The sequence below is a fragment of the Streptomyces sp. N35 genome, from assembly GCF_016464295.1.
GTDB lineage: Bacteria > Actinomycetota > Actinomycetes > Streptomycetales > Streptomycetaceae > Streptomyces.
Genome location: NZ_JAEIMH010000079.1, coordinates 1 through 25,347 on the forward strand (window position 1 = coordinate 1; position 25,347 = coordinate 25,347).

Here is a 25,347-nt window from a genome sequence, read left to right on the forward strand (position 1 = left end):
GGCAGCGTGGGCCTCGGCTTCGCGATCCCGATCAACGATGTGAAGGCCGACCTGGACACGCTGCGCGCCGGCTCCACGACCTGACCTCCCCCTTAGGAGGCCGACATGCCGCGTCGACCACCGGTACCGGCCCGAGTCGACCAACCCGGAGGATTCCTCATGGCTGTGTGCTGTGTGACCGTGGCCGTGCACCGCATCCGACGCACCGTCGCCCAGGTCCTCGGATGGAGGGTTTCGGGCACTGCGCATGGCCGCCCTGCGGCACGATGACGGCTCGGCTCGGTTCATGGGGCGTTGGTTGTACGGTCGGCCGTGTCCCTGTCCGCAGGGGCGTGAGCCCGCGGCTTGTGGACCGGCTGCGGGATTCGGACTGACTGCTGCCATCCGACGCAAAGGCGACGATGGCGTAGGCGTGGGCAGGGCTGTCAGCGCACCACCCTGGCTCGTCAAGGGAGTGCTCGGGGTCGATGAGCCCAGAGCGCCGCAGGAGTTCGATGAGGTCCTGGCCGCTGTGTGCACGGCCGAGCACATGGCCTTGGGCGGTGACGAGCCGGCCGCCGTGATCCGACGCGGCGTGCACGACGATCAGTGCTGTCGATGCTGACCAGGTAGTGGGCGGCGAGCTCAGGCGGGGTGGGGAGCCGTCCGGTGAGCTGTCCGGTGCGGATGCGGTGACGCAGGTCGTCGGAGACCCGCTGCCACGCTTTCCGGAAAGCTGCGGCGGGTGCCGCTGGTGGCGTAGTCGGAGGGTGGGCGTAGCCGCGCGAGTGTGGCGCGGCGCAGGAATTGCGCGGTGGGGTACGGGATGCGCTAGCGGCGGGCGATTTGGCCAGCCGCGGGCACCATGCGGGGCGGCAGCGTCACGGCGAGGTGCGTCAACAGGTCTTCGGCATAGAGCTGGCAGCAGAGAGGCTCCTCGCCGATGGCTCCCTGCAAGCGGGCGGGGGCGAGAGGGCCATCAGGCACGGCACAGTCTGGCCGCTCGAAGGTGGGCTGGTGGTGCGAGGCTGCGTGGCGCGGGTTGTCCATCGTGTGGTCCGGGTTCGTTACCTCAACAGGGCGGACACAGGCGAAAGGTCCAGTGCCGGACACCGCTCCTGGATATGGCTCGGTCAACAGGAGGACTATGGCGCGCCGCTAGTTGACAGGGGCCTTGTGGCCCCGAGCCCGTCGCGACGCGCGCGCCATCAGCCCTTCGGCTGAGCAATCGATTGCTCAGCGGACTGCATGGCCATGAGTCCGGTGGCATTCGCGGGGCGCGGGTTCACTCGTGCGCGATGTTCAGGGCTGCCTTGTCTGTCGCCACGCCCTGGGGGTGGTGAGGGTGTCGAAGGGGTGGCGAGCGAGGCGGGCGGCGGCGGTGATTCCTTTGCGTACGGGTTCGCCGTCGTCCCAGATCTTCCACGCATGGGCCCGGTGGGTGTCAGCATCGGCGAAGTGGCATGTGATGGGAGTGACAGCCTGTTCGAGGGTATCCAGGCCGCCGGCCGACGCGGGATCTGGCAGTGGATTGGGGGCGGTGATGAGTTCACCGAGGACATCGAGAGCGTGCTCGACCTCGGCGAAGGCGCGCTCCGTGCCGGGGCTGCGGTAGGCGGCGGCGAGTTCGGCTTCGGCTTTGCCGACCGGGTCGAGGACGGCCATGACATGTTCTTTGCGCTGGTCGAAGTCGGTGGGGTCGACGGTGTGCAGGGCGGCGATGTAGCGGTTGGCGGCGCCTGCGGCCTCGATGAGGTGCGTGAGACAGACCCGCAGGCGTTCGCTCTCCCAGCGGGCGTTCTCCAGTTGGGCTTCCCAGCCAGCGCGTTGGCGGGCGAAGTGCAGATTGGTCCACACCGTCACGCCGCACACCACGATCGAGGCGGCGGCAACGGCGGCGGAAGTCTGGGCCCAGTCGGGCAGCACGGATCCGGCCCTCTCTTGTACAGGTGCGGCAAGTGTCAGTAGCGAGGGCGCTGGAAATACGCCTTGGCGTCCTTCATGGAGCAGTTGACGACCACAAGGACGCCGAGGGCCACGTCGGCCAGAGCGGTGAACTGTCCGGCCAGGACATTGACCAGACCCATCACACAGACCAGCGCGCCCAGGGTGATCGCGCTGATGCGCAGGACGCGTCGACCGCGTGCCATGCGGGTGGCGAGGGTGAGCGCGGCCATGGCCAACACAAGCGCGAACAGCCCGAGCACATACAGGGCTCCGGCCGAGTAGTCCTGGAGCCCGGCGGCGTCCAGGGTGTCTCCGCTGGCCGCGGCCTGAGCGCTGGCGATCACCAAGGCTCCGCCTAGCAGGTTCAAGGCGCCCAGCACATACAGACTCAGCCGGGCGACTTTGACGCTGCCGGGTATGGCGGCCGGTTCGGCGAGGGGGCGGGGCGCGTAGGGCTGGATGGGGGTATCAGAACGCATGCCGTTCACGGCTGTGGGTTCCTTACGCTGAGGGGGTGTTGGGAGTGGGCTGGACCGTGAGCGGTACGTCCACGCTGGCGCCGCCGGGTGCGGTCAGCCGCAGCAGGTAGGAGCCTGCTGTGTCACCGGCGAACAGGTCGGCCAGCGTGGCCAGGCCCTCACCGCTGGTGGGGCTGAGCAGCACCGTGCGCACCGGCTGCCCGGCGTCATCCATGAAGTACGGCCCGTCGTCCCTGGGTTCGCCATGCCAGGTGAGGACGCTGGCGGTGAGCTCCACACCTTCCATCGGCATGCCGATGTAGCTGGCGCGGAACTCGATGGCCGCGGCAAGGAGTTCCCCGGTGGCGGACTCCAGCGGGAGCTCATCGACGTAGGTGAGACAGTCAGCCGCGGGAGCGGTGACAGTCGCCCGGAATGCGATCTCGATATCGGGGTGCTCGACCAGGACAGCACGGACGGTGAACGAGCCCGTCTTCGCTCCGGCATTGACCACGGGCGCGGTGGCGGTGCCGCGCCCATCGGAGGTGACAGTCACCGTGCGCCCGCCGTCGGTGAAGCGTGCGTCGGTGGTGCCCCGGATCTCGTAGCGAACCTTGATGTCGGCGGCGGGTGTGCCGTCGGCGCGCAGCACTCTGGTCTGCGGACGAATCGCGAAAGCGTGCCCGGCCGGTGCGGTGAGCTGCTCGGGCCCGACCCTCGCGAGTTCGGAGACCGGCTGCGGCTCGGCCGGGGCGGGCTTCGACGGCGTCGGGCTCGGCTTGGGTTTTGCGATGGGCCGCGGCATGGTCGTCGGGCGGCTGGGCTCGGACGGCGCGTGCGGCAGGGTGCGGGGCGGATCTGTGGGCTTCGCCGCCGGCCGATCGGTCTCAGGGGCGGGCGAGGCCTCAGGGCCCGGTTCGTCTCCACCGCCGGCCGGTGCGGGAGCGTGTTGCTGGTAGTACCGCATCCAGGCGAGGACGGTGTTCACGTAGGCGCGGGAGTTGTTGTAGCTCAGGATCGCGTTATCGAGGTCGCCCTGGTCGTGGAGATCGCGGTCGCCGGCACACAGGTACAGGCCGGTCGCGAGGGCGGCGTCGTGGATGTCGCCCGGGTCACGTTCACCGTCGGCGTCTCCATCGGCGCCCCACTGCTTCCAGGTGGACGGGATGAACTGGAGCGGGCCGACGGCCCGGTCGTATTCAGGGTCGCCGTCGTACTGGCCGCCGTCGCTGTCGCGGATCAGTGCGAACTGGTCGCCGTCCAGGCGTGGTCCGAGGATCGGCTTCTCGGTGGTGCCGTCGCCCTTCAGCCCGTAGCCGGCCCCGTGACCGGACTCGACATGACCGATCCCGGCGAGGAGTTCCCAGTCCAGGTCGCAGTTCGGGTCGGTGGTCGCCAAGATCTCGGCCGCACTCTGGTATGCCTCCAGCGCGACGGCCGGGATGCCCTTGTCACCCGCGGCGCCCGGGTTGGGATCCCGGGCACGGCGAGTGGTGCCGGGATGCCCGTTCAGGGGCGGGAGTTCGGTGCGGTACTCCCCGTGGGGCTGGGCCTGGGCAGACGTCTCGTCGGGCACCGAACCCTTGGCGTCGGCCGCGGGGGTGATGACGGCCGACGCTGCGGTGGTGAGGGTCACGGCGAGCGCGAGCGCGCACGCAGTGTGACGGCAGGCGCGGAAGAGACGAGCGCGGTCGTGAGGCACGAACAAGATCCTTCGAAGACAAGTGTGGCTGTGGCGGGGCCGAGGCCACGTGGCCTCGGCCCCGAAGGGGAGTTGGTTCAGCTGAGGCGTTGGAAGTTGCCCCAGCCGCTGGTGCCGACCGTGGCCGGGCTACCGATACCGGTCGGGGTGATGCGGAGGTGGAAGTACAGGCCGGCGCTGGCCTGGTCGGTGGTGGTCCACAGGTCCGGGACGCCGTCGTTGTCCGCGTCCGTACCGGAGGTGAACAGCGGTCGGGCGGTGGGCGTGAAGCCGGTGGCGACGACTTGGCGGTTCCCGCCGCCGAGTCCTTCCCCGTTGTCTCCGGTACCGGTGTAGAGGAACAGTTCACCGGTGCTGCGCTTGCGGGCGAGCAGGTCGACGCGGCCGTTGGTAGTGACGTCGCCGGGGGCAGCGAGGTCGTAGTTGGCCCAGCCACCGTTGCCGATCAGGACAGGTGCGGCGTATTCGTCAAGGAACCCACCCAGGTGGCCGTAGTAGAGCCACAGGTGATCGCCTTCCTTGACCAGCAGGTCGGGGAAGGACGGCAGGTCCCACTCTCCGATTGCACCGTCGCTGTCGAGATCGGTGGGGCCGTCGACGTCGCCTACCGCAAGAATCTGATCCGCGTCCTTGAAGTGGTCGTTGGCCTCGTCGTAGACACTGAGGTCGCGGCGCTTGTCGGCACACATGGAGCCGCTGGCTTCCTCCTCGTGGTCGGTGCAGGAGTGGCCGAATCCGTTGTTGGGGTAGATGTGCAGCTGTCGGCTGCCCTTGGCGCCGGTCGAGGCGATGAGGTCTTCGTAGCCGTCGTGGGTCCAGTCGCCGCGGTGTGTGATCAGGGAGCTGTCGAAGGAGTGCGGGCTGGCTTTGGCCGAGACGCCGAGGCGGCCGTTGCCCTGGCCGGCGTACAGCCACAGTTCCCCGTCGCTGCGTACTCCGGTGAGGTCGGGGTTGCCGTCGCCGTTCAGGTCGCCGGGTTCGTCGACTGTGCCGGTGGGGTCCGCGTAGAAGAGGTAGACCGTGGTGTCGGAGCGATTGCCGGCTTTGTCGAGGGAGCGGGCGTACGCCCGCTGTGGGCCGGTGCTCGGCGGGGTGAGCTTCACCGTGGTGCTAGCCCCTGCGGAGACGGTTGCGGTGCGGACCGTCGGGTCCCAGTCGGTCCAGTATTCGTATTTGACGACGTCCGCGACGCCGTCAGCGGACATGGTGAAGTTGCCCTCGCTGCGTGCAGGGCCGGTGTTGGTGGGCCAGCCGTCTTCCCCGCTGGGGAATTGGGTGGAGGTGATGTGGGGTGGGGTGGAGGGCCGGTTGGGGTCGAAGACGAAGCGGCAGCCCGGGGCGCCGAGAGTGGGATTCCAGTTGGACGCGGTGGAGGTGTCGCGTGTCTGGACTTTCCACGAGTAGCTGCCGTTGGCGGCGCCAAGGTGCTGGGTGAGCAGGGATTTGGAGATGGTGGTGCGGGCGATGCCGCCGGAGGTGACGTTCACATCACGGTCGACGATGAGGCCGGGACTTACGTCACGCTTGCCGGTGGGCCACAGGTGAAAGCGTGCGGTGACGGTGCCGCCGTCGGGGTCGGAGACCTTCGCGGTCAGCTGTACATCGGTGTTGCCCACGGTGACGTAAGTGCCCTGGTCGCCGCAGGTGTTGTTGATACGCGTGGAGGGCACTGTGTCCAGGCCGGCCGGGGTGTTCGGGGCCGAGTTGTAGGCCGTGGACAGCACCGCGGTCGAGGCGTCGAACTTCTTCCACGCGTACACATCCGACTCGGAGGCGCGCAGCCCGAAGGTGACCTGGTTCCAGGTGCCGTTCGCGGCGCGTTCGGTGGCGCCCTTCACATTGAACTCGAGGTTCCCGGCCGGGCAGGCGGACGACCAGCCTTTGGCGTCGGTGACGGTGGCGTAGTGGTCGTTCCAGGCGGGCTGTTTGCTCCACGTCGTGGACGAGGAAATCCCCCCGGTCAGCCATGCCTCGACGGGCTTCTTCGTGCATGACCAGGAGTGCGTGTTCTTGATCCGCAGCGTGGACTTGGTGATCTGCTTGTGGTGCAGGGAGCGCGTATCGAACTGCAGGAAGGAGCGCCAGGTACCGCTGGTCTCGTTTTCGTGGCCAACGCGGGCCACGTTCGAGGAGTGGTTCCAGTACGAGGTGGTGGGATACGCCTTCGACACGGACGTCCAGCCCAGGCGGGGGCTGGATAGCGTGGGGTCGATGTACACGGGGTAGACGGTGCCCGGATCCTGGAGCACCTTCTGATCCGGTGTCAGGGTCAGCTCATCGTCGCCGACTTCGATGGGCATCTCCGCGTTGGTCGAGCCGTAGCGGGGCTCGAACACGTCCTCATCCCTGCTAGCGGGCTTGCCGCCCTCCTCGTTCAGGAGCACATCAAGGCGCTCCGCTGAAGGGGAGGGTAGTTGGGCGTCGGGGATGCCGGCGGAGTCCCACATCTCCGGGGCCGGCGCGGTGAACACCTCCTGGCCGGCCGGGTTGGTGGCCTTCAAGTTGCCCGCGGCGTCAGCCTTCACCTCGACACCGTCGGTGGCCAGGGAGTAGTGGACCTGCTTGAGCAGCGGATTGGCTGCGGCCTGGCGGGTCTTGACTACCAGGAGCTGCTGATAGCCGTCGACTCCTGCCTTCAGCTGCAGATCGATGCCCGGTTCCACCTCGGGATAGACCGCCGTATCGCCCTCGAGCCGTGGTGCGGGCAGCGCGCCTGGCCAATCCACCGTGACCGACCGGTCGTTGCGGGTGATTTTCACCAGCGGGGTGTCACCGCCGGCGGAGAACTCCAGACCGACGTCCACCGCCTTCGCCCGCACCAGACCGCTCTTGCGCTCGAGCGTGGTGTCCACATCGACCAGGGCCTGGTCCTGGCGGACACGGATCGGGATCGCGGAAGTGTCCTGTGTGAAGGTGCCGTCCGGGTTCGCGAACACCGAGGAGAACTGCGTGCGGTGCGAGACAACTTCGGCCCGCTCCCCGGTGCGTGCCGCCTTCGCCAGAGCCGATGTCTCCTCCTGCGCCTGGGGGGACGCATCCGGTTTGGTGTCTGGTGCGGCGGCGGCCTGCGCTGTCAGGGCGGTGGCGGCGAGGACCGCCACGAGCGCGCACGCCACAGGGGCGCGCAGCAATCTGCGGCGAGGGCCTATTCGTTGGGGGGCAGGCATGGTGCGCCTCTCAAAGATTGGTGGAACAACCTCACAGCAAAACCGAAGATATAGCATACGTAAAGGCCCGACCGGCGAAGACAACTACCCGTTCAGGCATGGCACTTCAACGCTGCTCGAGTTCTCTGCGCAATCAACTTTCGGCGATTGATTCCGTCACCCTTCGATGCGCTTGAATGTCATCTTTCGGCGCTGTAAGCGTGGGGTAAGGTCGCGGCGTTCAGACAATTCTCAGATTCGGCGGAGGCTCGCGTCGTGTCATTTCTCGTAGATCGCAGGGCATTTGAGGATTCGTCAGGCAGACGTCGGCATCGGCTACGGCGCCATGGTGCCCGTTCGGTGACGACACTCACTGCGACTGCGCTGCTGGTGGGCCTGTTGTCCGCGCAGGCGGTGGCCCTGGCGCCGCTTGCGCTGGCGGACCTGCAGAAGACCGACCCGGTCCCGGTGTCGAAGGTCGGCGCCGGGGCTTCGAAGGCCGGCAAGGATGAGACGGCAGGTAGGGCTTGGAAATCCGTCCCTGACGCGGCGTGGCCGAAGGCTGCCAAGGCGAAAGGCTCCATATCCGGGAAGTCCGCCGCACCGTTGAAGGTCGGGGCTCTGCCGGTCCAAGTCACCCCGGCCAAGGCAGCCCGCGGCGCGCATGCAAAGGTGCCAGTTTCTGGGGACGTTGGTATCGAGGTACTGGATCGCAAGGCGGTTGAGAAGGCCGGTATTGACGGGGTGGTGTTCGCCGTCGAATCGACCGGCGGCGCGGCGGAACTTGCCGTGGATTACGGCACGTTCCGCAATGCGATCGGTGGCGACTGGGCCTCCCGCCTGACCCTGGTACAGCTTGCCGGCTGTGATGAGCACGGTGCGAAGCTGGGCACCTGCACCGTCACCCCACTCTCCGCGGTCAAGAACGATGATGCGTCCTCCCGGCTGACCGCGAAGGTGGCGCTCGAGACCGGGGCGAAGCAGGCCACCGCCGGCGCGGACGTCAAATCCGGCCTGGCGCCGCAGGCTTCCGCATCTGAGCTGCCCAGCACGTCGGCGGACGCCACCCCGAGCAATGAGCCCTCGGGCGAGCCCGGAGACAGCAGCCAGGCGAAGGCGTCCGCCGTGCCTGAGCCGGAAGGCTCGGCCTCGGCCTCTGAGCCGTCTCCGTCCGGGAGCGCGCATCCTTCGACCCCGGCCGGCGAGGGCGAGCCGGTGCTGGGGCGGACCTTGTTCGCGGTGACTTCGGCGCCGGCCGGTGCGGGCGGTGACTTCAAGGCCACCTCGCTGTCTCCGTCTGGGGGCTGGCAGGCCGGCGACTCCTCCGGTGCCTTCACATGGAACTACGACCTGGAAACCCCGGATGTCGCTGGTGACCTTGGGCCGGACCTGTCGCTGGGCTACTCCTCAAGCGTCCTGGACGGGCGTACGGCGGCGACGAACAACCAGGCCGACAACATCGGTGACGGCTTCACTCTGGAGCCGGGGTTCATCGAGCGGCGCTACAAAGCCTGCAACGCGGACATGGCCGATGGAACCAACAAAGCCCGTAACGGGGACTTGTGCTGGGGCGGAGAGAACGCGGTCCTGTCGCTCGGCGGGTCGACGAATGAGCTGGTCAAGGACGACGCTTCGGGTGCGTGGAAGCTGAAGCACGACGACGGCTCCAAGATCGAACAGATCAAGGACACCACCCGTGGCAACGGGGATGCCGATGGGGAGTACTGGAAGCTCACCGACCCCAAGGGTGTGCAGTACTTCTTCGGCTACCACAAGCTCCCCGGCTACACCGACGGCAAGGAAGTAACCAACTCGACCTGGACGGTGCCGGTATTCGGCAACCACACGGGCGAGCCGTGCTACAAGGACGACTTCGCCTCCGCGTGGTGCCAGCAAGGATGGCGGTGGAACCTGGACTACGTCGTCGACCCGCACGGGGACGCGATGGCGTACTACTGGGCTAAGGAATTGAACCACTACGGCCGCAACGTCCAGCTGGCGACCGGCAACTCGACCGCCACCGCGTACACGCGCGGCGGTTACCTCAAGCGCATCGACTACGGGCTGCGCTCCGACAACCTTTACACGGGCACGCCTGCCGCCAAGGTGACCTTCAGCGCAGCAGAGCGGTGCGTGAAGTCCAGCAGCTTCGACTGTGCCGAGGACAAGTTCACCGCGGCCAACGCCAAGTACTGGCCGGATGTGCCGTTCGACCAGTACTGCGCCGCAGGAACGGACTGCAAGAACCGCTATTCGCCGTCGTTCTGGTCCCGCAAGCGCATCACGCAGGTCTCGACCGAGGTCCGTGACGGCTCCGCATACAAGCAGGTCGACACCTACGCATTCGACCAGAACTTCCCCTCCACCGGCGACGGCTCCTCGCCCGCATTGTGGCTGAAGTCGATCCAGCGCACAGGCCACACCGGCGGTACCGACACCACACTGCCGAAGATCATCTTCTATGGGCAGCAGCTCGAGAACCGGGTGGATGCCACCGGAGACGGGATTCCGCCGCTGATCCGCTACCGCATCCGCGCGGTCCACAACGAGATGGGCGGCACCATCAGCATCGTCTACTCCGCAAAGGACTGCACCCGCAGCAACCTGCCGTCCGAAGAGGGCAACACACGCCGCTGTTACCCGGTGTACTGGTCGTCACCGGATTCGCCCGGCGCCGAGTACACGCCCGTCAAGGACTGGTTCCACACCTACGTCGTCACCCAGGTCCGCGAGGAGGACAAGGTCGGCGGCCAGGTCCCCGTCCGGACCGACTACACCTACCTGGGGGGTGCAGCGTGGGCCAAGGCGGAGGATGAGTTCACCGAGGCCAAGTACCGCACCTACTCCGACTTCCGCGGCTACAGCCGGGTCAAGACTTCGGTGGGCACCGGCAGCGATGGCGCGAAGCAGATCAGCGAAGCCCGCTACTTCCGCGGCATCCCAGGTGCCAAGGTGGCGGACTCCGAAGGCAACGAGACAGCTGACCACCCCGCATTCGCCGGCATGACCCGCGACGAGGCCACGTTCAACGGCAGCAGCGTCATCGAGGCATCCGCATCGGTGCCGTGGAAGTCGGCGGCGACCGCCACCCGCAAGCGGGATGGCCTGCCCGACCTGCAAGCGTTCCGTGTGGATGAGAGCGCGACCGAGACCACGCGCACCGCAGTCGGCACGGGATGGAGGCGCACGAAGGTGGAGCGGACCTTCGACACCTACGGCATGGTCGCCACCGAATCCGACCACGGCGACATCGCCAAGGGCGGCGACGAGCAGTGCACAACGATCAGCTACGCCCGCAACACGGGCAAGAACATGCTGGAGTTCGCCTCGGTGGCGAAGACAGTGTCCAAGGCCTGCGGCGCCACCCCACAGCTGCCCGGTGATCTGATCTCGGAGAAGCGCACCTTCTTTGACGGCTCCACCACCCTCGGCGCGGCCCCTTCGAAGGGAGACGTCACCCGTACCGATGAACAGAACGCGGCCGGCACTGGGATGGTGACGGTCGAGACGAACAAGGTCGACCAGCACGGCCGGGTCACCGAAACCACCGATGCCGACGGCAACAAGACCACTACCGCCTACACCCCCGCGACCCAGTACGCGGTCACCAAGACCGTCGTCACCAATGCGCTCGGCCACACGGCCACGGAGGAATCCGAGCCCGGCCGCGGCGTCGCGGTCGCCACCATCGACGCCAACGGCAAGCGCACCGACCAGGACGTGGACGGCCTCGGTCGGACCGTCAAGGTGTGGGAGGCGGCCTGGCCCAAGGCAGCCCACCCCGACACCCCGAGCAAGCAGTTCACCTACACCGTGTCCACCACCGCCCCAGGCGTGGTGACGGCGAAGACGCTGACCCGGGACGGCAGTTACCGCACCGACTACACGTTCACCGACGGTCTGGGCCGCGAACGTGCCACGCAGTCCCCGTCGGCGTCCGGGGTGGCCGGCCGCCTGATCACCGAGAAGATGTACGACTCGCGCGGCCTGGAGTGGAAGTCCTACGACGGCTACTACGCCGACGGGGCCCCGTCGCCTGAACTCGTGACTGGGGACGACACCAAGACCCCGCGCACCACTCGCACCAGCTACGACGGCGCCGGCCGCCCGATGGTGCAGAGCAGCGAAAAGTACGGCGACGAGGTCACCCGCACCACCACCCAGTACGACGGTGACCGGACCACGGTGATCCCGCCGAAGGGCGACACCGCCACCACCACCGTCACCGACGCCCAGGGCCGCACCACCGAACTGATCCAGTACACCAACGACGACCGCACCAGCTCACAGTCGACGAAATACACCTACACCCCGTCCGGGCAGCAGGAGACGGTCACCGACCCGACCGGCGCGAAGTGGATCTATCACTACGACCACCGCGACCGTGCCATCAAGGTCGAGGACCCGGACAAGGGCACCTACACCACCACCTACGACCAACTCGACCGGCCGACTACCATCACCGACGCCCGCGGCACGGCCCTGACCACCGGCTACGACGTCCTCGGGCGCAAGACCAGCCTGAAGGAAGGCGACAAGCTCCGCGCTTCCTGGGTCTACGACACGGTGGCCAAGGGTCTGCTCGCGAAGTCGGTGCGCCATGAGGGCGGCCAGGACTACGTCAACGAGGTCACCGCGCTGAACGACCGTTATCAGGCGACCGGTACCAAGGTCACCATCCCCGCGCAAGAAGGGGCGCTCGCCGGCAGTTACGCGTTCACGGCGAGCTTCAACGCGCAGACCGGGCTGCAGGACTGGCTCCGTGAGCCCGCCATGCCCGGCCAGATCGGTGAGAACGTCGTCTACCGGTACGGGCACTTGGACCAGCTTGTCGGCGTCAGCACCACCGCCAGCGTGCTGATCAACAACCGCCAGCACAACCCCTACGGCCAAGTCCTGCGCACTGAATACGGTCGGCTCGGGCAGAAGGTCTGGGCCAGTAACGAGTACGACGAGCACACGGGTGCTCTGACCCGCACCACCACCGACCGGGAAACCGGGCCCGCACGGATCGACGACATCCACTACACCTACGACCAAGCCGACAACCTCACCCGACTCACCACCGCCTCCGGGCAGGACGAGCAGAAGTCGACCGACACGCAGTGCTTCACCACCGACGCCCTGCGCCGCATCACCAACGCCTGGACCGCCACCGACGACTGCGCCACCAAGCCCAACGCTGACGGCACCAGCGGCGCGACGCCGAAGGTCGGCGGCCCGGACGCCTACTGGCACTCCTACACGTATGACGCGATCGGGAACCGCCAGACCGAAACCCGGCACAAGGTCGACGGCAACCCGCTCGCTGACCAGGACGTCACCCGCACCTACAAGTACGGGCAAGACGGCGCCGGCAAGCGGCAACTGACCGGCATTGACACCGCAACTGGCGGCAAGACCACCACCGACCGCTACGCGTACGACAAGGCCGGAAACACCGCCCAGCGTCAGGTCGGCGCGGGCACGCAGGATCTTGCCTGGGATACGGAAGGCCGCCTCGGCACGGCCACCGAAGCGGGGAAGAAGACCGCATACGTCTACGACGCGGACGGCAACCGCATCATCTCCAAGACTCCGACCCAGACGACCCTCACGCTGCCCGGCGGCAACGAGATGGTCCTGAAGCCGGACGGCACGAAGACCACCACCCGCTACTACACCGCCGGCGACGAAACCATCGCTGTCAAGGCCAGCAACCAGACCAGCCTCCTCCTCAACGACCACACCGGCACCGCCACCGTCGCCGTTCTTCTGGGGACCGCCCAGACCATCACTCGCCGCAAGACGGACATCTTCGGCGGGGAACGCACTGCGCAACCCGCGACCTGGCCCGGCACCAAGGGCTTCGTCGGCGGCACCATCGACAACACCGGCCTGACCCACCTCGGTGCCCGCGAATACGACCCCACGCTGGGCCGGTTCGTCTCCGTCGACCCGATCATGGACGCCGCTGATCCGCAGCAGATGCACGGCTACACCTACGGCAACAACAACCCCCTCATCTACGCAGACCCGACCGGCCTGGCGTTCGAGGAATGCGTCAGCGGGCAGTACAAGTGCACCTACGGCAAGAGCACCGGCGACATCAAGAAGGTCAGCTTCGGCAACAACTACAAGCAGGTGACCCGAGCCAACGGCGGCACCATCTCCAGGAACTACTACGCCCAGAAGGTCACCGGCCGTAAGTACACCTACACCAAGGGCAAGGGAATCAGCACCCGCTACACCCACAGCGAGTACCGCCGAGCCGACGCCGCAGCCCAGAAGGCACGAGACGCCGCAGCACAAAAGGCACGCGACGCCGAACGCACACGCCAAGACCAAATCACCAAGAACACTCAGCAGGGCAGCGGCTTCGGCGGCTGGCTCAGGAACACCTGGGACAACACCGGCGGCAAAGTAGTGAGTCACGTAAGCGACCACTGGCGTGGCTATGCCGAAGGGGCGGTCTTTGCAGCCTGTGTGGTGAGCTCGGCGGGAGTGTGCCTCGGTGCCGGACTTGCCTATACAGGGGCGAAGCATTTCGCGAATCATCGGGACGGAAACTTCAAGGGCGGAGACCTGTTCAAGGACTTGGCGTGGACGGTCGGAGGCGGCTTCCTTGGGCGAGGTCTAGCCGGGAGCTGGGGCGGTAGCACGATCACTCGCGGGCCCTCCGGACCACGTCCGCCGCTGTGGCGCGGTGCGACGCGCCCGCCGGCCCCACAGGGCACGGTAAATTGGAGCGTCACTGGAGGCGACATGGCTACCAATGCTGGATTGGCGTTTGGGACATGTAGCGCGGGATCGTTTGGAGCGCCGACGTGCTGACAGGACGAAAGCGAGTGATCCGAGCCGTGGGCCGTCGCGGCTCAAGCACCATCACCCTGCAGAGGCGCAGCGGTCCCATCCTGGGGGCGATTGGCGTTGGCGTGATGGTTGTCATGCTGGCACTTATGCCAACCTCCATGTCCAAGAACTCAAGCACAGACACCGTTGTGCTTGCTTTGGCGCTCGTTTCCTTTGCGCGGCTCATCTGGCGTGCGCTGGGCCGACCACGAGTGGTCATCCATAAGTCGGGACTGCAGATAATTGGCCTCTTCGATCGCTTCTGGGTTCCCTTGAAATCCGTCCGCGGCGTCGACACGAGTCACGGGCTGCGCATCCGAATTGATGGTGATGACGATGTCTCAGTCTTCGCATTCTCGAATTCTTTGATTGATCGAGGGAGGACAGTGGAGGCCGCAGCGGCGGAAATCCGCAAGGCTCTTGTTGTGCGCCGAGACGATCAGGGCCATTGCGTGAAGCGGCAGATCGATTGGACATGGTGGGACGTGGCGGTAATCCCACTGCCGATGCTCATGATTGCCGGAGTATTCGGGTGGATCTAGAATTCACGGGTTCCGCACATCTATTACGCCCACAAACCAGCACGTTCAAATTGGGATTGCACTGGCAGTCGAAAAGGCGAATACCGACACCTGGAGTGGCAGGCGTTCGCGAGGGACGATGTGGCCGATGTGATACGTGAACCTGCAAGGTTGTCCAACATGCCGAGACACAAGGATAAATAAAACACGTCTCGCCCGAAGTCATGAGGCTGCGAAGGGTGCGCTAAAACCAGTGGTGCCTGACAGATGGATTACCTTGGACGTCACCGAGCGGCGCAAAAATTGGAGAGCAGCGGGAATTTTCACGGGTATTTGCTCGGGAATCTTGATTGCGGTGAAGCTGTCCGAAGGGGCACACTCGCTCGTGTGGGCAGTCTTGATTTTCTGGCTTGTTTCGATCACCTACATAGTCCGGCGCGGCTACGGTAGGGCTCTGCTCGCCGAGCGGGAAATACGCCTCCACGGCTTCATTCGCCGAAGGTCGATTCCGTGGGCAGAAATTTCCGACATCAAGAAGCGGCACCATACGGCTCGCAGTAGCAGCTGGTGGGACTTGCGCATCGTGTGCACGAATGGGCGGTCCTTGACGGTCCCAGGTGCCTTCACGAGCAAGGACTATGACCCGAAGTTTGAGGCGAAGCTCGCATTGCTCCGTGAGCACTGGAAACAGGCCGCAAGCTGACGGCAACCTCGATATCGTCACCCGAAATTCACGCGGGTAGCCAGAGCCCTGAACAAGTACCGCCCAGAGTCATCAGCCGGCGGCAACCGCGGTTTCGTCGGCGGCACCATCGACAACACCGGCCTGACCCACCTCGGTGCCCGCGAATACGACCCCACGCTGGGCCGGTTCGTCTCCGTCGACCCGATCATGGACGCCGCTGATCCGCAGCAGATGCACGGCTACACCTACGGCAACAACAACCCCCTCATCTACGCAGACCCGACCGGCCTGGCGTTCGAGGAATGCGTCAGCGGGCAGTACAAGTGCACCTACGGCAAGAGCACCGGCGACATCAAGAAGGTCAGCTTCGGCAACAACTACAAGCAGGTGACCCGAGCCAACGGCGGCACCATCTCCAGGAACTACTACGCCCAGAAGGTCACCGGCCGTAAGTACACCTACACCAAGGGCAAGGGAATCAGCACCCGCTACACCCACAGCGAGTACCGCCGAGCCGACGCCGCAGCCCAGAAGGCACGAGACGCCGCAGCACAAAAGGCACGCGACGCCGAACGCACACGCCAAGACCAAATCACCAAGAACACCCAAGACACCCGATCCAACTGGCAGAAATTCAAGGACGGCGCGAAGGGTGCATGGGACAAGCTGACCAGCTTCTCGAGCACATCTGGCCTGTGCATCAGCATCGGTGGGGCAATCGCATTCGGATACGAGGCTACTGGGTGCCTTATCCGAACCAGGCGCCCTGACGGTAAATCTGACTACGGCCTCAGCGGCACCTTCGAACACCAAGTTGGTGCCAGTGCAGGGTTGGGTGTTTCAGCACAGGAAATGTTCAGCAACGCCGACGACTTTGACCAAATCAGGGGCGAGTCCGCCGGTGTAGCTGGGTCCGCCGGACTTGGTTGGGGTGTTACTGGAAGCCATCGCGGGACGTTTGGGACCCGAAACAGCCGAGGAGATATCGTCCACAGCTTCACGGGTACGGTTTGGTATCCGGCGTCGAGGGGAACTTCGGATCCGGAAAGACAGGAGTTCACAAGCTCTTCACGTGGTAGTGGACGATGCAAGCAAGCGCAACTCGTGAGGAGTCGTTGATGTACCCCGCCTATAATCTAGCGATTGGAATCGTTGGAATTCTTATCGCTTTGGACTATCGCAATCTCGCCATTCGCGTTTACGATACTATTGCGTGCTTCACTCCCGGCGGTCCGCCCGATCCGAGATTTTCGCCTACCACAGTTCGGGCACTCTGCGGGATTCTAGGAATAGTCGCTCTGTGTATTTTCGGAGCGAGCATTCTCTGATTGTGCAAGCGTTGATGCCGGTTTCGAATTCGGGCCCGGCATTAGCATTCTTATGTAGAGGATGTCTCGCGTGCTAGCTGCTGACAACATCACAGACGCGGTCAACAGTGAATTCAGCATCGGTAATCTGGCGACTCAGACTGTGTGGCTTGGCGCTGGTCGGTATCTGGCAGGCAGCGCACTCTCGCGAGGGCCGGCCGGCCCTCGACCCCGCTGTGGCGAGGCACCAGCAGGCCGCCTGGGGCGAAAGGTGCCATCGACTGGGGGCAGACCGGTCGAAACATGAGTACGAACGCCGGCCTCGCCTGGCTTGGCTGCGGAGCTGGTGGACTGAGCGGTGGGCAAGCTGCGTGCGGAGGTTGGACAGTTGACTAGCGCCTGGAAGCCGTTGCCCCTGCGCGGCGGAGAGCGACTCACCACGCAGCGTCGGAAGAGTGGGCCCGTGCTCGGCATCCTGGCCATCATGGCGGTGTCCATTGACGGCGGGGTTGCGATGGTCCTGGGTTGGGAGAAGAACGACCCAGGTGAGATGCCTGCCGTGGCCAGCATGCTCCTGGCATGTGACAGATTGATCTACCGCGCCCTGGTACGACCACGAGTGGACGTTTTCAAGGACGGCCTGCAGGTGGTTGGGTTCTGGGACCGGTGCTGGATCCCCAGTGCAACGGTGCGCAGGATTGACGCGAGGACGGTATGACTATCTCTATCGTGCACGGCGATGAGCTGCCCGTCTTCGCATTCTCGCGGTCCCTCCTGGATCGTGGACAGTCCCGTGCCGCAGCGGAGCAGATGCGCCGATCAAAGACTCGTAGCCCGGGCGCACCTGAGATCACTTCACGAGCGATACGAACCCCAGACTGGACATGGATGGACCTGCTGTGCGTCCCGCTGCCCGTGCTTGCGTTGCTTGCCGGTCTGGGCATCTACGGGTCGTGGAGCTGATTCTTGCGAGAACGGTAGATATCGCTTTCCGCGGGCCCAACCAACTCGACTGAGCCCGCGGAACCATGGACACGAACTGAAGCGCCCCGACTCGGCGGCAGTTGCGTGACGGGCGTCTGGGCATGGCTGGGGCAGACATTGGAGGCTGCAAGATGGCAGCCTCGCTGCTGAGCGGGACACGAGGCTCAGGCATGTTCACCGCAGCCTCGATGCGATTCGGTGCCGGGATCTCGCGGACCTTTGCTGTCGTCTCCGATGCGACCTCGGCCAGGCTCGCCGCTACAGGGTTGGCTGCCAGCGGCGAAGGGTCGAGCGTGCCACAACTACGAGCGGCGCGATCTGGACCTCAGGGTCAGTCAACTGGTCAGCCACCGGTGGAAGCATGGTGACGAACACCGGATTCAACTTCGGGTTCTGCGGGGCTGGCACTTTCAGCGCCGGCAAGGCTGTTGGATCCTGCCGATATGGACGGGGACCAACGACTCTAGTGCCAGAACATCGCCGCAGATGAACTGGCGCCAGTCCTCGGGGTGACCACCCCCCGACGATCATGAGCGAGACCGGAGAGCAGTTTCTGTGAGAGCGATCGACTATCCCGCGACGTGTGAGGCGTTGGAGATATATCGCAGGCGTGCCTGGTGCTGGGCGGGCGGTGGTTTCGTGACCATGTTGCTGGCGGTGCTGCTCGGCTGGATGCTGCCGGGGGCGGGGATGTGGGCTGGCGGGCTGGGGCTGGCAACGTGGGGCATTGGCCTGTTCGCTCTGCGGAACCACTGGCGGATGCGCCGTGTCCTGCGGAGTCATCCGTGGGTTGCCTGCGCTGCGGTCACCACCCCCTCCATGTGGTCGGGGCCGAGTGTGGTGCTGCGGAACCCCATCAGCGGTGCGGTGCTGGTGCGTTCGGTCGTTGCCGTGCGGCAGCGGTGGTACCTAGCCGAACCGGACGCCCGCGGGTCGCTGTGGTGGTGCGGGGACCCGGCGGGTGGCGGGGTCCTGGTACGACCCGACGGCGATGGTCTCCTGTGGGCGAGAGCTGTGGGTGCGGCCCGAGCTCTGCGTGTGTCCCGGGCCGCGCTCCAGTCGGTCTGTTGACACGGGCGGGTGTGGTGCAGCCTTCCGGTGCCGGCGCCCTCTCAATGGCTGCTGCTGCCGGGCCGCTGCCGGAGGTACGGGCAGGCCGTGGGCCGTTGCGGTGGCGGCTACTCGCAGGACTCGCGGTCGCGGGCCTGGCGCTGTTCGGTGCCGGCCTGACGGCCGGGATGTCCACGGACTCGGATCCGTATGTGCCGCTCATTGTGGAGTCCGGCCCCAATGGCGATGGACGCTGCGTCGTGTCGTGGAGGGAAGAGGACACCGATGCGGAGCATTTCGTCGACCTGCCGTGTGCGGAGCGGTTGATCGACGCCCCGGATGAGTACGGATTCCGTTACATGGACGGGTGGGTGATCGCCCACGGGCCGTTCAAGGGCGACCTCTACAACGCCGACCTCGAGGGCACCCAGGCTTTCACCGCATACGGCATCGGGATGATCGCCGGCGGACTGTTGTTCCTCGGCTCGGCCGGCACTCTCGCCGTCCGCTGGTCCAACGCGTCACGCCGCCGCAACACGACCAGCGGCCTCGCCTTCGGGGTGTCGCAGGGAGGCCAGCCGCGTGTGTCACTGAGCCAGCCACACGCCAAGGACGGCCGATACGGTTGGGCCGCGCTGTCCGCCGCAGCGACCGAGCAGGCCCAATCCCAACCGACGGCAACGAACCCGCGCGGGCCCGCACCATCGGATGGTTCCGCTCCGTGGTGGCGGATTCGGCCGCTGGTGGAGATGGCCGGGATCAGGCAACTGGGCGTGTCAGCGTCCGCTTTCGCGGCGGTGCTCGTTGCCTTCACGGTCACCGGTAGCGGCTCATGGATCATTGTCGCGCTCATGTGCGGCATGTTCCTCGCCGCGGGCGCCCGGACCGTGCGCGCCGCTCGGGTTGCACGGACGCTCGTCAAGGACGCCGCGAGTGAGCCGCAGCAGGCTGGCCGCTACGTGCTGCTGCGTGAAGGCGCCACGCATGCGCCCTGGGCGGTGTACTTCTCGACAGGCAGCGAGGACACACCGTTTGCTGCACAGCCGCTCCTCGCCAACCAGGCACTACCGGGTCCCACCGGCGAGGTCCGCCTGCACGGCACTGCGGACCAGGTGGAGATCCTCGTGCCCTGGATCGAGGGCCGCCCCGTATGGCCCGCCGGCGACTGCATGCTCCTGGGCGTTGATCTCGCCGAGGACCGGGCGTTCTTTGACGCGCTCATACCCAACTGAGCGCGCAGCGCCGACCCTATGAGAGGGGAGACTCCCCAGTGGGCAGGCACAGCAAGGGAGCCGAGCCCGTGAGGATCTCCAGCTATGTGTTGGGGTGGCGGTCGTTCCTCTTCAGCTGGTGTGGAGTGATCGCCGGATTCGGTGGATCCACACCAACGACGGCCTGGTCCCGAAGCTCTCCTTGATCGACGTTGGTCTGCTCGCCGGCGGCCTGGTGCGGGTCAGCCTCACAGAGATGAAACTGCAGCACCAACAACGCCCCGCAGGCAACAGCCGTGGCGTGCACTCGGCCGGAAGGAAGGCTGAACCCGTGCACCTACGCGAAGAGCTCGTTGAACTTCTCGGATACGCCGAGGTGGGTTCCGGGATCACTTTGTCGGCTCTGATCGGCGAGTTCGCCGGACCGTACAGCGTGCGAGAAGTCCGGGGGGTTCTGGATGAGATCGGCGCTCGCAGCGTCATCATCCGACAAGCCGGCGCTCAGGCCCGCTCCCCCATCGCCTACCGCCTGCCCGACCAGCAGTACAGGCATGTGGCCCTAAGTAGACCCGAAGGTGGCTGCGCATAGTGGGACGCCTCTTTCGCGTGCTCGCGCTCACGTCAGCGGGGGCGAGCGCCGGCGTTGCCCTATCGACCTGGTTGCCCGGCCCGTTGCTCCTGCCCGCTCCCATGGATCGGATCGTCATGGGGATATGCGCCCTCCTGTTGTTCCTCACATTCATCCCTGTGGTCATCGGCGGCGGCTTGTTCGTTCAGGACCGATCCCTGGCGTGGTTGATGTTCCGCTGCCTGCCCGGGCGACTCATAGCCGCTGTGTGCCTGCCGCTCACTGTGGGGATCGTCCTGCTCGCGGCAGCCTGCCGCCGATGTACGGGAAGACGGCTACGACGCGCTCTTCGCGATCATGACCGTGCTGGCATCGGTTGCGGCGAGCGGCAACCTGGTGCGCAGCGAGATGCTCGAGCCCCGACACGTGGCGGAGCGATAACAAGATGGGACGCCGCAGACGGTCCGCCCCGCTTACAGAAGCGGAAGCCGCGATGATGGCTCGCTCGCGCCAGCATCAAGCCCCCGGCCTTGGACAAGATGGACGGCCCAAGGATCACGGCGAAGGCTGCGACGGGCTGGAGGGGAGGCCGCGTCAGCGCTGACTTCATGGTCATGGGCGTCCTCGGCCTCGGGTTGGGAGCGGTCGCCTTCGCAGCGGGTTTGGCTGCGGACTGGGGCAGATTGTTGCGTATGGGGCTGTACCTGGCGGGGCTCGGCCTGCTGATTCTCATCGGGCATCCGGTCCAGGTCGCGCTGGCCCGTCGCCGACGGGAAGCAAAGATGCGCGTCAGTGATGTTGCGGGACAAGGTCCGGTGTCTGATCAGGAAGAGACCTGACACCAACGTTCAGCCCGCCAGCGAGATGCTGGCAGGTTCCGGAGCTCCCATGCGCACCCCCGCAATGAGCACAAGACCGGCCAACAAAAGCGCCTTCACAAGAACGCAGGAGGGCTCTACCAGTGCTGGACCGGCCCTTGACGAGCACAGGCACCGCCGTGCTCATCAGCCTTCCCGGCAAAGCACACGTTGCAGACGTGCCGGCCATTCCGAACCACCGTTACCGCAACCACGAAACGGCGGCTTCTGTCCCACTGATCATGTCGGCTCCAACCTGCGCGGAGCGGCCCGGCGGTACTCCACCCCAGAACGCATCTCGAGGGCGCCGGGCCTCACCCACGCACACCTTGTCGGCACGGGCTGACGTGACCCTACCGGCGATCAAGGAACAAAGGGAGCCGTGCACAGGAATCTTCTCCAGCCGAAAAGGCGCCTACCTCGCTTTGAGTGCAGTTCGTTCTGGTTTCTAGCGAGTGTCTGATGAGGCTTGCGAGGGTTGTGCTGCTGGCAGCGTAAGCGGGGCTGCGACTGCCCGTCACCACACCTGCGCCTGACCCGCCGCGGCACCGCCTTCAACACAGACGGCACGACGTGGACCGAGGTCGCCACATCGACATGAGCGCGGACAACGGGGCAGCGCGGCGCGGGGAGCGCGTTCTTCGTGGAGGGTGACGGTGACGGCTGGGTAGCTGGCCGGCCGAACAGGAGTGCAGATGAGACCAGTTGGGGTTAAGCACCCCAACTGACCTCACCCGCCGTACGCCTGCTGGGCCGTCAGACGGCGTCGTCCTCGATCCGCTGCCACACCGTGCGCGCATGCTCCTCGAACAGATCCGCCGCACGGGCCGGTTCGCCCGCGCGGATCGCGTCGAACAGCGGGGCGTGTGTCTCGGCGATGTAGGCCAGGTCCGGGTAGTAGAGCCGGTTGCTGATCACGGTGAAGCCGCGCATGCACCCCTCAACCATGGCCCAGATGTCGGAGAGCAGCGGGTTGCCGCCCGCCTGCCACACGCGCCGGTGGAACGAGGCGTCTGCCTCCACCATGCCCTGCAGGTCGTCGGCCGCGGCGGCTGCGCGCATCCGCCGCAGGTCCTCCTTCAGGCCGGGAATCAGGGTCTCGTCGTGATGCAGGCAGGCGAGTTCCGCCGCCACCCGCTCCAGTGGGATCCGCACCTGGTACGCATGCCGCGCCTCGTCATGGCTGATCTCGGCGACGAAGCTGCCGCGCCGGGGCATCTGGATCACCATGCGCTCGCGGGTGAGCCGCAGCAGGGCCTCGCGCACCGGCGACTGGCTCACGGACAGGCGGCGGGCGATGTCCTGCTCGCCGAGCCGCTCCCCAGGTTTGAGGTCGCCGCCGGAGATGGCGGCCTTGAGCCGCTCGTAGACCTGCTCCGACAACCGTGCGTTGCCGACGGGTGCGCCCAGGTCGGTGCTGGCGGGGTCGGATGAAGCGGTCACGTCGGCTCCTCGTGCGGGATCTCGGTGGGTGTCGGGGCAGCGACGGGTTGACAGATTCCACCCCGCAGGATGAGCATACCCAAATCGCTAATCGCCAATCGATTGGCGATTGAGTCAGTCAATTTGATCGAGGTAAGCAACCATGGCTTCGCCCGCACCTGTCACACCCCCTGCCGCAGCCCCCGCCACTCGTCCAGCTATCAACCTCACCCGGGTCCGGGCCGAGCTCAACGCCGCCGTGATCTGTGACGTTCTGGACGGCATCGGCCTGCGCAACCAGGCGCTCGCCCACGGCATCGTCCCGCTCCAGCAGGAAAAGGTGCTTGCCGGATTCGCGTTCCCGGTCGCCATCCAGCGCGTCTACGACGTCCCCGAGGCGCCCTTCGGCGGCCTGGTCGCCGCCCTCGACGCGATCGGCCCCGACGAGGTGTTCGTCACCCCGACCGCCCGCGCCACCGACATCGCCGTCTGGGGCGAACTGCTGTCGACGGTCAGTGCCAAGGGCGGCGCGGCCGGCGCGCTCACCGACGGCCTGGTCCGCGACACCCACCAGATCCGCGAACTCGGCTTCCCCGTCCACTCCTGCGGCACGATCCCGTACGACAGCAAGGGCCGCCACGAGATCGTCGCCCACCGCGTCGCGTGCGTGATCGACGGGGTGCGCATCGATCCGGGCGACCTGATCTTCGGCGACTGCGACGGTGTGGTGGTCGTCCCGCACGCGGTCGTCGAGCAGGTCGTCGAGGGCGCGTTCGCCAAGCGCACCGGCGAGCGCCAGTTCCTCGACGCGATCCTCGAAGGCTCCACGGCCACTGCCGCCTACGCGCGGTTCGGCGTCCTGTGAGCGCGCCGCACGGCCTGGACCGCGAGAAGCTGCGCGGGCTCGGCAGCCTGGAGCTCGACGCCACTGTGAAGGGCTTCCCGGCCCTGCCCGCCGGCACCACCGTCGACGCCTTCACCGCCGCGCGCCCCTCGCTCTTCGAAGCGGGGTTCCTGCCTCCGGTCATGGTGCTCAGGGAGAGCGCCCTGGATGCCAACATCGCGCGTCTGGCCGACTTCTGCACCACCCGCGGACTGCTGCTCGCTCCGCACGGCAAGACCATGATGTCCCCGCAGCTCGCCCACCGGCAGCTGACCGCGGGCGCCTGGGCCGTCACCGTCGCCACGGTCTCGCAGGCCCGCGTCTACCGCTCCTTCGGCGCCACCCGCATCCTGCTGGCCAACGAACTCGTCGACCCGGCCGGCCTCGCCTGGGCGATGGCCGAGATGGAGGCCGACCCGTCCTTCGAGCTGATCGCGTACGTCGACTCCCCTGAAGGCACCGGACTGCTCGCCTCCGCGCTCGCCGAACTGCCCGGCACCCGGGCGCTGCCCGTCCTGGTGGAACTGGGCACCCCAGGCGGACGTACCGGCAACCGCACGGCGGAGGGAGCACTGGCCGTCGCCGCGCAGGTCGCGCGCACCGGCCGGCTGGAGCTGCGCGGAGTTTCCGGCTTCGAGGGCGTGCTGGCCCACGACGCCGAAGCGGACTCCCTTGACACCGTACGGACGTTCCTGCGCACTCTGCGCTCGGTGGCCCGGAGCTTGCTCACCCCCGGCGGCTGCGGACGGGCGAGCGAGGAGCGGCCGTTCCTGGTGTCCGCCGGCGGTAGTGCCTACTTCGACCTCGTCGCCGAGGAATTGGCCGACGGCTGGGACCCGGAGCTGCCTGTACAGGTCGTGGTGCGCAGCGGTGCCTACCTCACCCACGACTCCGAATTCTTCGATGGCCTGTCGCCGTTCACCCGCGCCCCGCACGGCAGCCGGGAGAACCCGGGGCTGTTCGCCGCCCTGGAGGTCTGGGCGAGCGTCCTGTCAGTGCCCGAGCCGGGACTGGCCCTGCTCGGCGCGGGCAAGCGGGACGTTCCGTACGATATCCACCTGCCGCGTGCGGAGGCCGTCCGTACGGCCGACGGGACTGTGCGTCCGCTGCACTCGCTGACCGTCAGCGAAGTCAACGATCAGCACGCCTACCTGCGCGGGCCTGTCGAAGAGCAGCTCGCGGTCGGCAACTGGGTGCGGCTGGGGGTGTCTCATCCGTGCACCGCCTTCGACAAGTGGCGGCTCGTTCCGCTCGTCACGGACGACTACCGGGTCATCGACTGCGTCCGCACGTTCTTCTGAGACTCCTCGCCAGTCAACCCCTTTCCCTGCACCCCCTTCTCCGGAAGTCCACTTCACGAAAGCGGCACCACCATGACCAAGCGCCTCGTCACTACATCCGACGCCGCCGCACCGGGGGCCCACTACTCGCAGGGCATCGTCGCGAACGGCTTCCTGTACACCGCAGGGCTCGGCCCCCAGGACCCGGTCACCGGGGAGATCGTCGGCACCACGGTGCAAGAGCAGACCGAGCAGACCGTGGCCAACCTGCGCGCGGTGCTCGCCGTCGAAGGGCTGGACCTTGCCGACGTCGTCAAGGCGACCGTGCACCTCCAGTACCTGCACCGGGACTTCCGCGACTTCGACGGCGTGTACCGGGCGCACTTCCCGCTGCCGCTGCCCGCCAGGACGACCGTCGGGTCCGACCTCTGGAACATCCTCGTCGAGATCGACGTCGTGGCCGCCTTGCGGGGCTGACGCCCTCCGCATCTCCGTCCCGCTGCCACTGTTCGGCCC

At 66.5% G+C, this 25,347-nt stretch carries 16 protein-coding genes; 11 read left to right on the top strand and 5 right to left on the bottom strand.

Features of this window, described 5'->3' with window-relative positions:
* Positions 1-1,281: 1,281 nt before the first annotated feature.
* The 4 genes from JAO81_RS32580 to JAO81_RS32595 all read right to left on the bottom strand — a co-directional run bounded on the left by JAO81_RS32580 (position 1,282) and on the right by JAO81_RS32595 (position 7,253).
* The gene (locus tag JAO81_RS32580) at positions 1,282-1,905 is read right to left on the bottom strand and encodes a hypothetical protein (protein WP_199551574.1); all 624 of its coding nucleotides are present in this window, start codon (positions 1,903-1,905) and stop codon (positions 1,282-1,284) included.
* Positions 1,906-1,940: 35 nt separating this feature from the next.
* Positions 1,941-2,405 carry a hypothetical protein gene (locus JAO81_RS32585; protein WP_199551575.1) on the bottom strand — a complete coding sequence of 155 codons (465 nt, stop codon included), beginning with the start codon at positions 2,403-2,405 and terminating at the stop codon, positions 1,941-1,943.
* 22 nt (positions 2,406-2,427) lie between these two features.
* Positions 2,428-4,086: a lytic transglycosylase gene (locus tag JAO81_RS32590; RefSeq protein ID WP_199551576.1), complete on the bottom strand. Its 1,659-nt coding sequence runs from the start codon at positions 4,084-4,086 to the stop codon at positions 2,428-2,430.
* 77 nt (positions 4,087-4,163) lie between these two features.
* Positions 4,164-7,253: an FG-GAP-like repeat-containing protein gene (locus JAO81_RS32595; RefSeq protein WP_233416247.1), complete on the bottom strand. Its 3,090-nt coding sequence runs from the start codon at positions 7,251-7,253 to the stop codon at positions 4,164-4,166.
* A 339-nt stretch (positions 7,254-7,592) separates the two neighbouring features.
* Here JAO81_RS32595 and JAO81_RS43775 point away from each other — a divergent pair, with 339 nt between their 5' ends.
* From JAO81_RS43775 to JAO81_RS32635, 8 genes are all read left to right on the top strand, one after another.
* Positions 7,593-14,045, top strand: coding sequence for an RHS repeat domain-containing protein (locus JAO81_RS43775; protein WP_199551577.1), 6,453 nt, complete (start codon positions 7,593-7,595; stop codon positions 14,043-14,045).
* A complete protein-coding gene (locus tag JAO81_RS32605) occupies positions 14,039-14,605 on the top strand; it encodes a PH domain-containing protein (RefSeq protein WP_199551578.1) in 567 nt (188 codons plus the stop codon). The genes JAO81_RS43775 and JAO81_RS32605 overlap by 7 nt, the downstream gene beginning before the upstream one ends.
* Before the next feature lie 256 nt (positions 14,606-14,861).
* Positions 14,862-15,287 carry a hypothetical protein gene (locus tag JAO81_RS32610; RefSeq protein WP_199551579.1) on the top strand — a complete coding sequence of 142 codons (426 nt, stop codon included), beginning with the start codon at positions 14,862-14,864 and terminating at the stop codon, positions 15,285-15,287.
* Between the two features lie 48 nt (positions 15,288-15,335).
* Positions 15,336-16,388, top strand: a complete 1,053-nt coding sequence (locus tag JAO81_RS32615; protein WP_199551604.1) for an RHS repeat-associated core domain-containing protein — start codon at positions 15,336-15,338, stop codon at positions 16,386-16,388.
* 651 nt (positions 16,389-17,039) lie between these two features.
* Positions 17,040-17,294 carry a hypothetical protein gene (locus tag JAO81_RS32620; protein WP_199551580.1) on the top strand — a complete coding sequence of 85 codons (255 nt, stop codon included), beginning with the start codon at positions 17,040-17,042 and terminating at the stop codon, positions 17,292-17,294.
* Positions 17,295-18,642: 1,348 nt separating this feature from the next.
* The gene (locus JAO81_RS32625) at positions 18,643-19,842 is read left to right on the top strand and encodes a hypothetical protein (RefSeq protein ID WP_199551581.1); all 1,200 of its coding nucleotides are present in this window, start codon (positions 18,643-18,645) and stop codon (positions 19,840-19,842) included.
* Between the two features lie 94 nt (positions 19,843-19,936).
* Positions 19,937-20,410, top strand: coding sequence for a hypothetical protein (locus JAO81_RS32630; protein ID WP_199551582.1), 474 nt, complete (start codon positions 19,937-19,939; stop codon positions 20,408-20,410).
* 509 nt (positions 20,411-20,919) lie between these two features.
* Positions 20,920-21,228 (top strand): hypothetical protein, encoded by a 309-nt coding sequence (locus JAO81_RS32635; RefSeq protein WP_199551583.1) that lies wholly within the window; start codon positions 20,920-20,922, stop codon positions 21,226-21,228.
* 774 nt (positions 21,229-22,002) lie between these two features.
* Here the strand turns inward: JAO81_RS32635 and JAO81_RS32640 are convergent.
* On the bottom strand, positions 22,003-22,689 hold the full coding sequence (locus JAO81_RS32640) for a GntR family transcriptional regulator (RefSeq protein WP_199551584.1): 687 nt from the start codon (positions 22,687-22,689) through the stop codon (positions 22,003-22,005).
* A 142-nt stretch (positions 22,690-22,831) separates the two neighbouring features.
* Here JAO81_RS32640 and JAO81_RS32645 point away from each other — a divergent pair, with 142 nt between their 5' ends.
* The 3 genes from JAO81_RS32645 to JAO81_RS32655 all read left to right on the top strand — a co-directional run bounded on the left by JAO81_RS32645 (position 22,832) and on the right by JAO81_RS32655 (position 25,308).
* Positions 22,832-23,533 (top strand): RraA family protein, encoded by a 702-nt coding sequence (locus JAO81_RS32645; RefSeq protein ID WP_199551585.1) that lies wholly within the window; start codon positions 22,832-22,834, stop codon positions 23,531-23,533.
* Positions 23,530-24,852 (top strand): alanine racemase, encoded by a 1,323-nt coding sequence (locus JAO81_RS32650; protein WP_199551586.1) that lies wholly within the window; start codon positions 23,530-23,532, stop codon positions 24,850-24,852. The genes JAO81_RS32645 and JAO81_RS32650 overlap by 4 nt, the downstream gene beginning before the upstream one ends.
* 72 nt (positions 24,853-24,924) lie before the next feature.
* Positions 24,925-25,308 carry a RidA family protein gene (locus tag JAO81_RS32655; protein WP_199551587.1) on the top strand — a complete coding sequence of 128 codons (384 nt, stop codon included), beginning with the start codon at positions 24,925-24,927 and terminating at the stop codon, positions 25,306-25,308.
* The last annotated feature ends 39 nt before the right edge of the window (positions 25,309-25,347 follow it).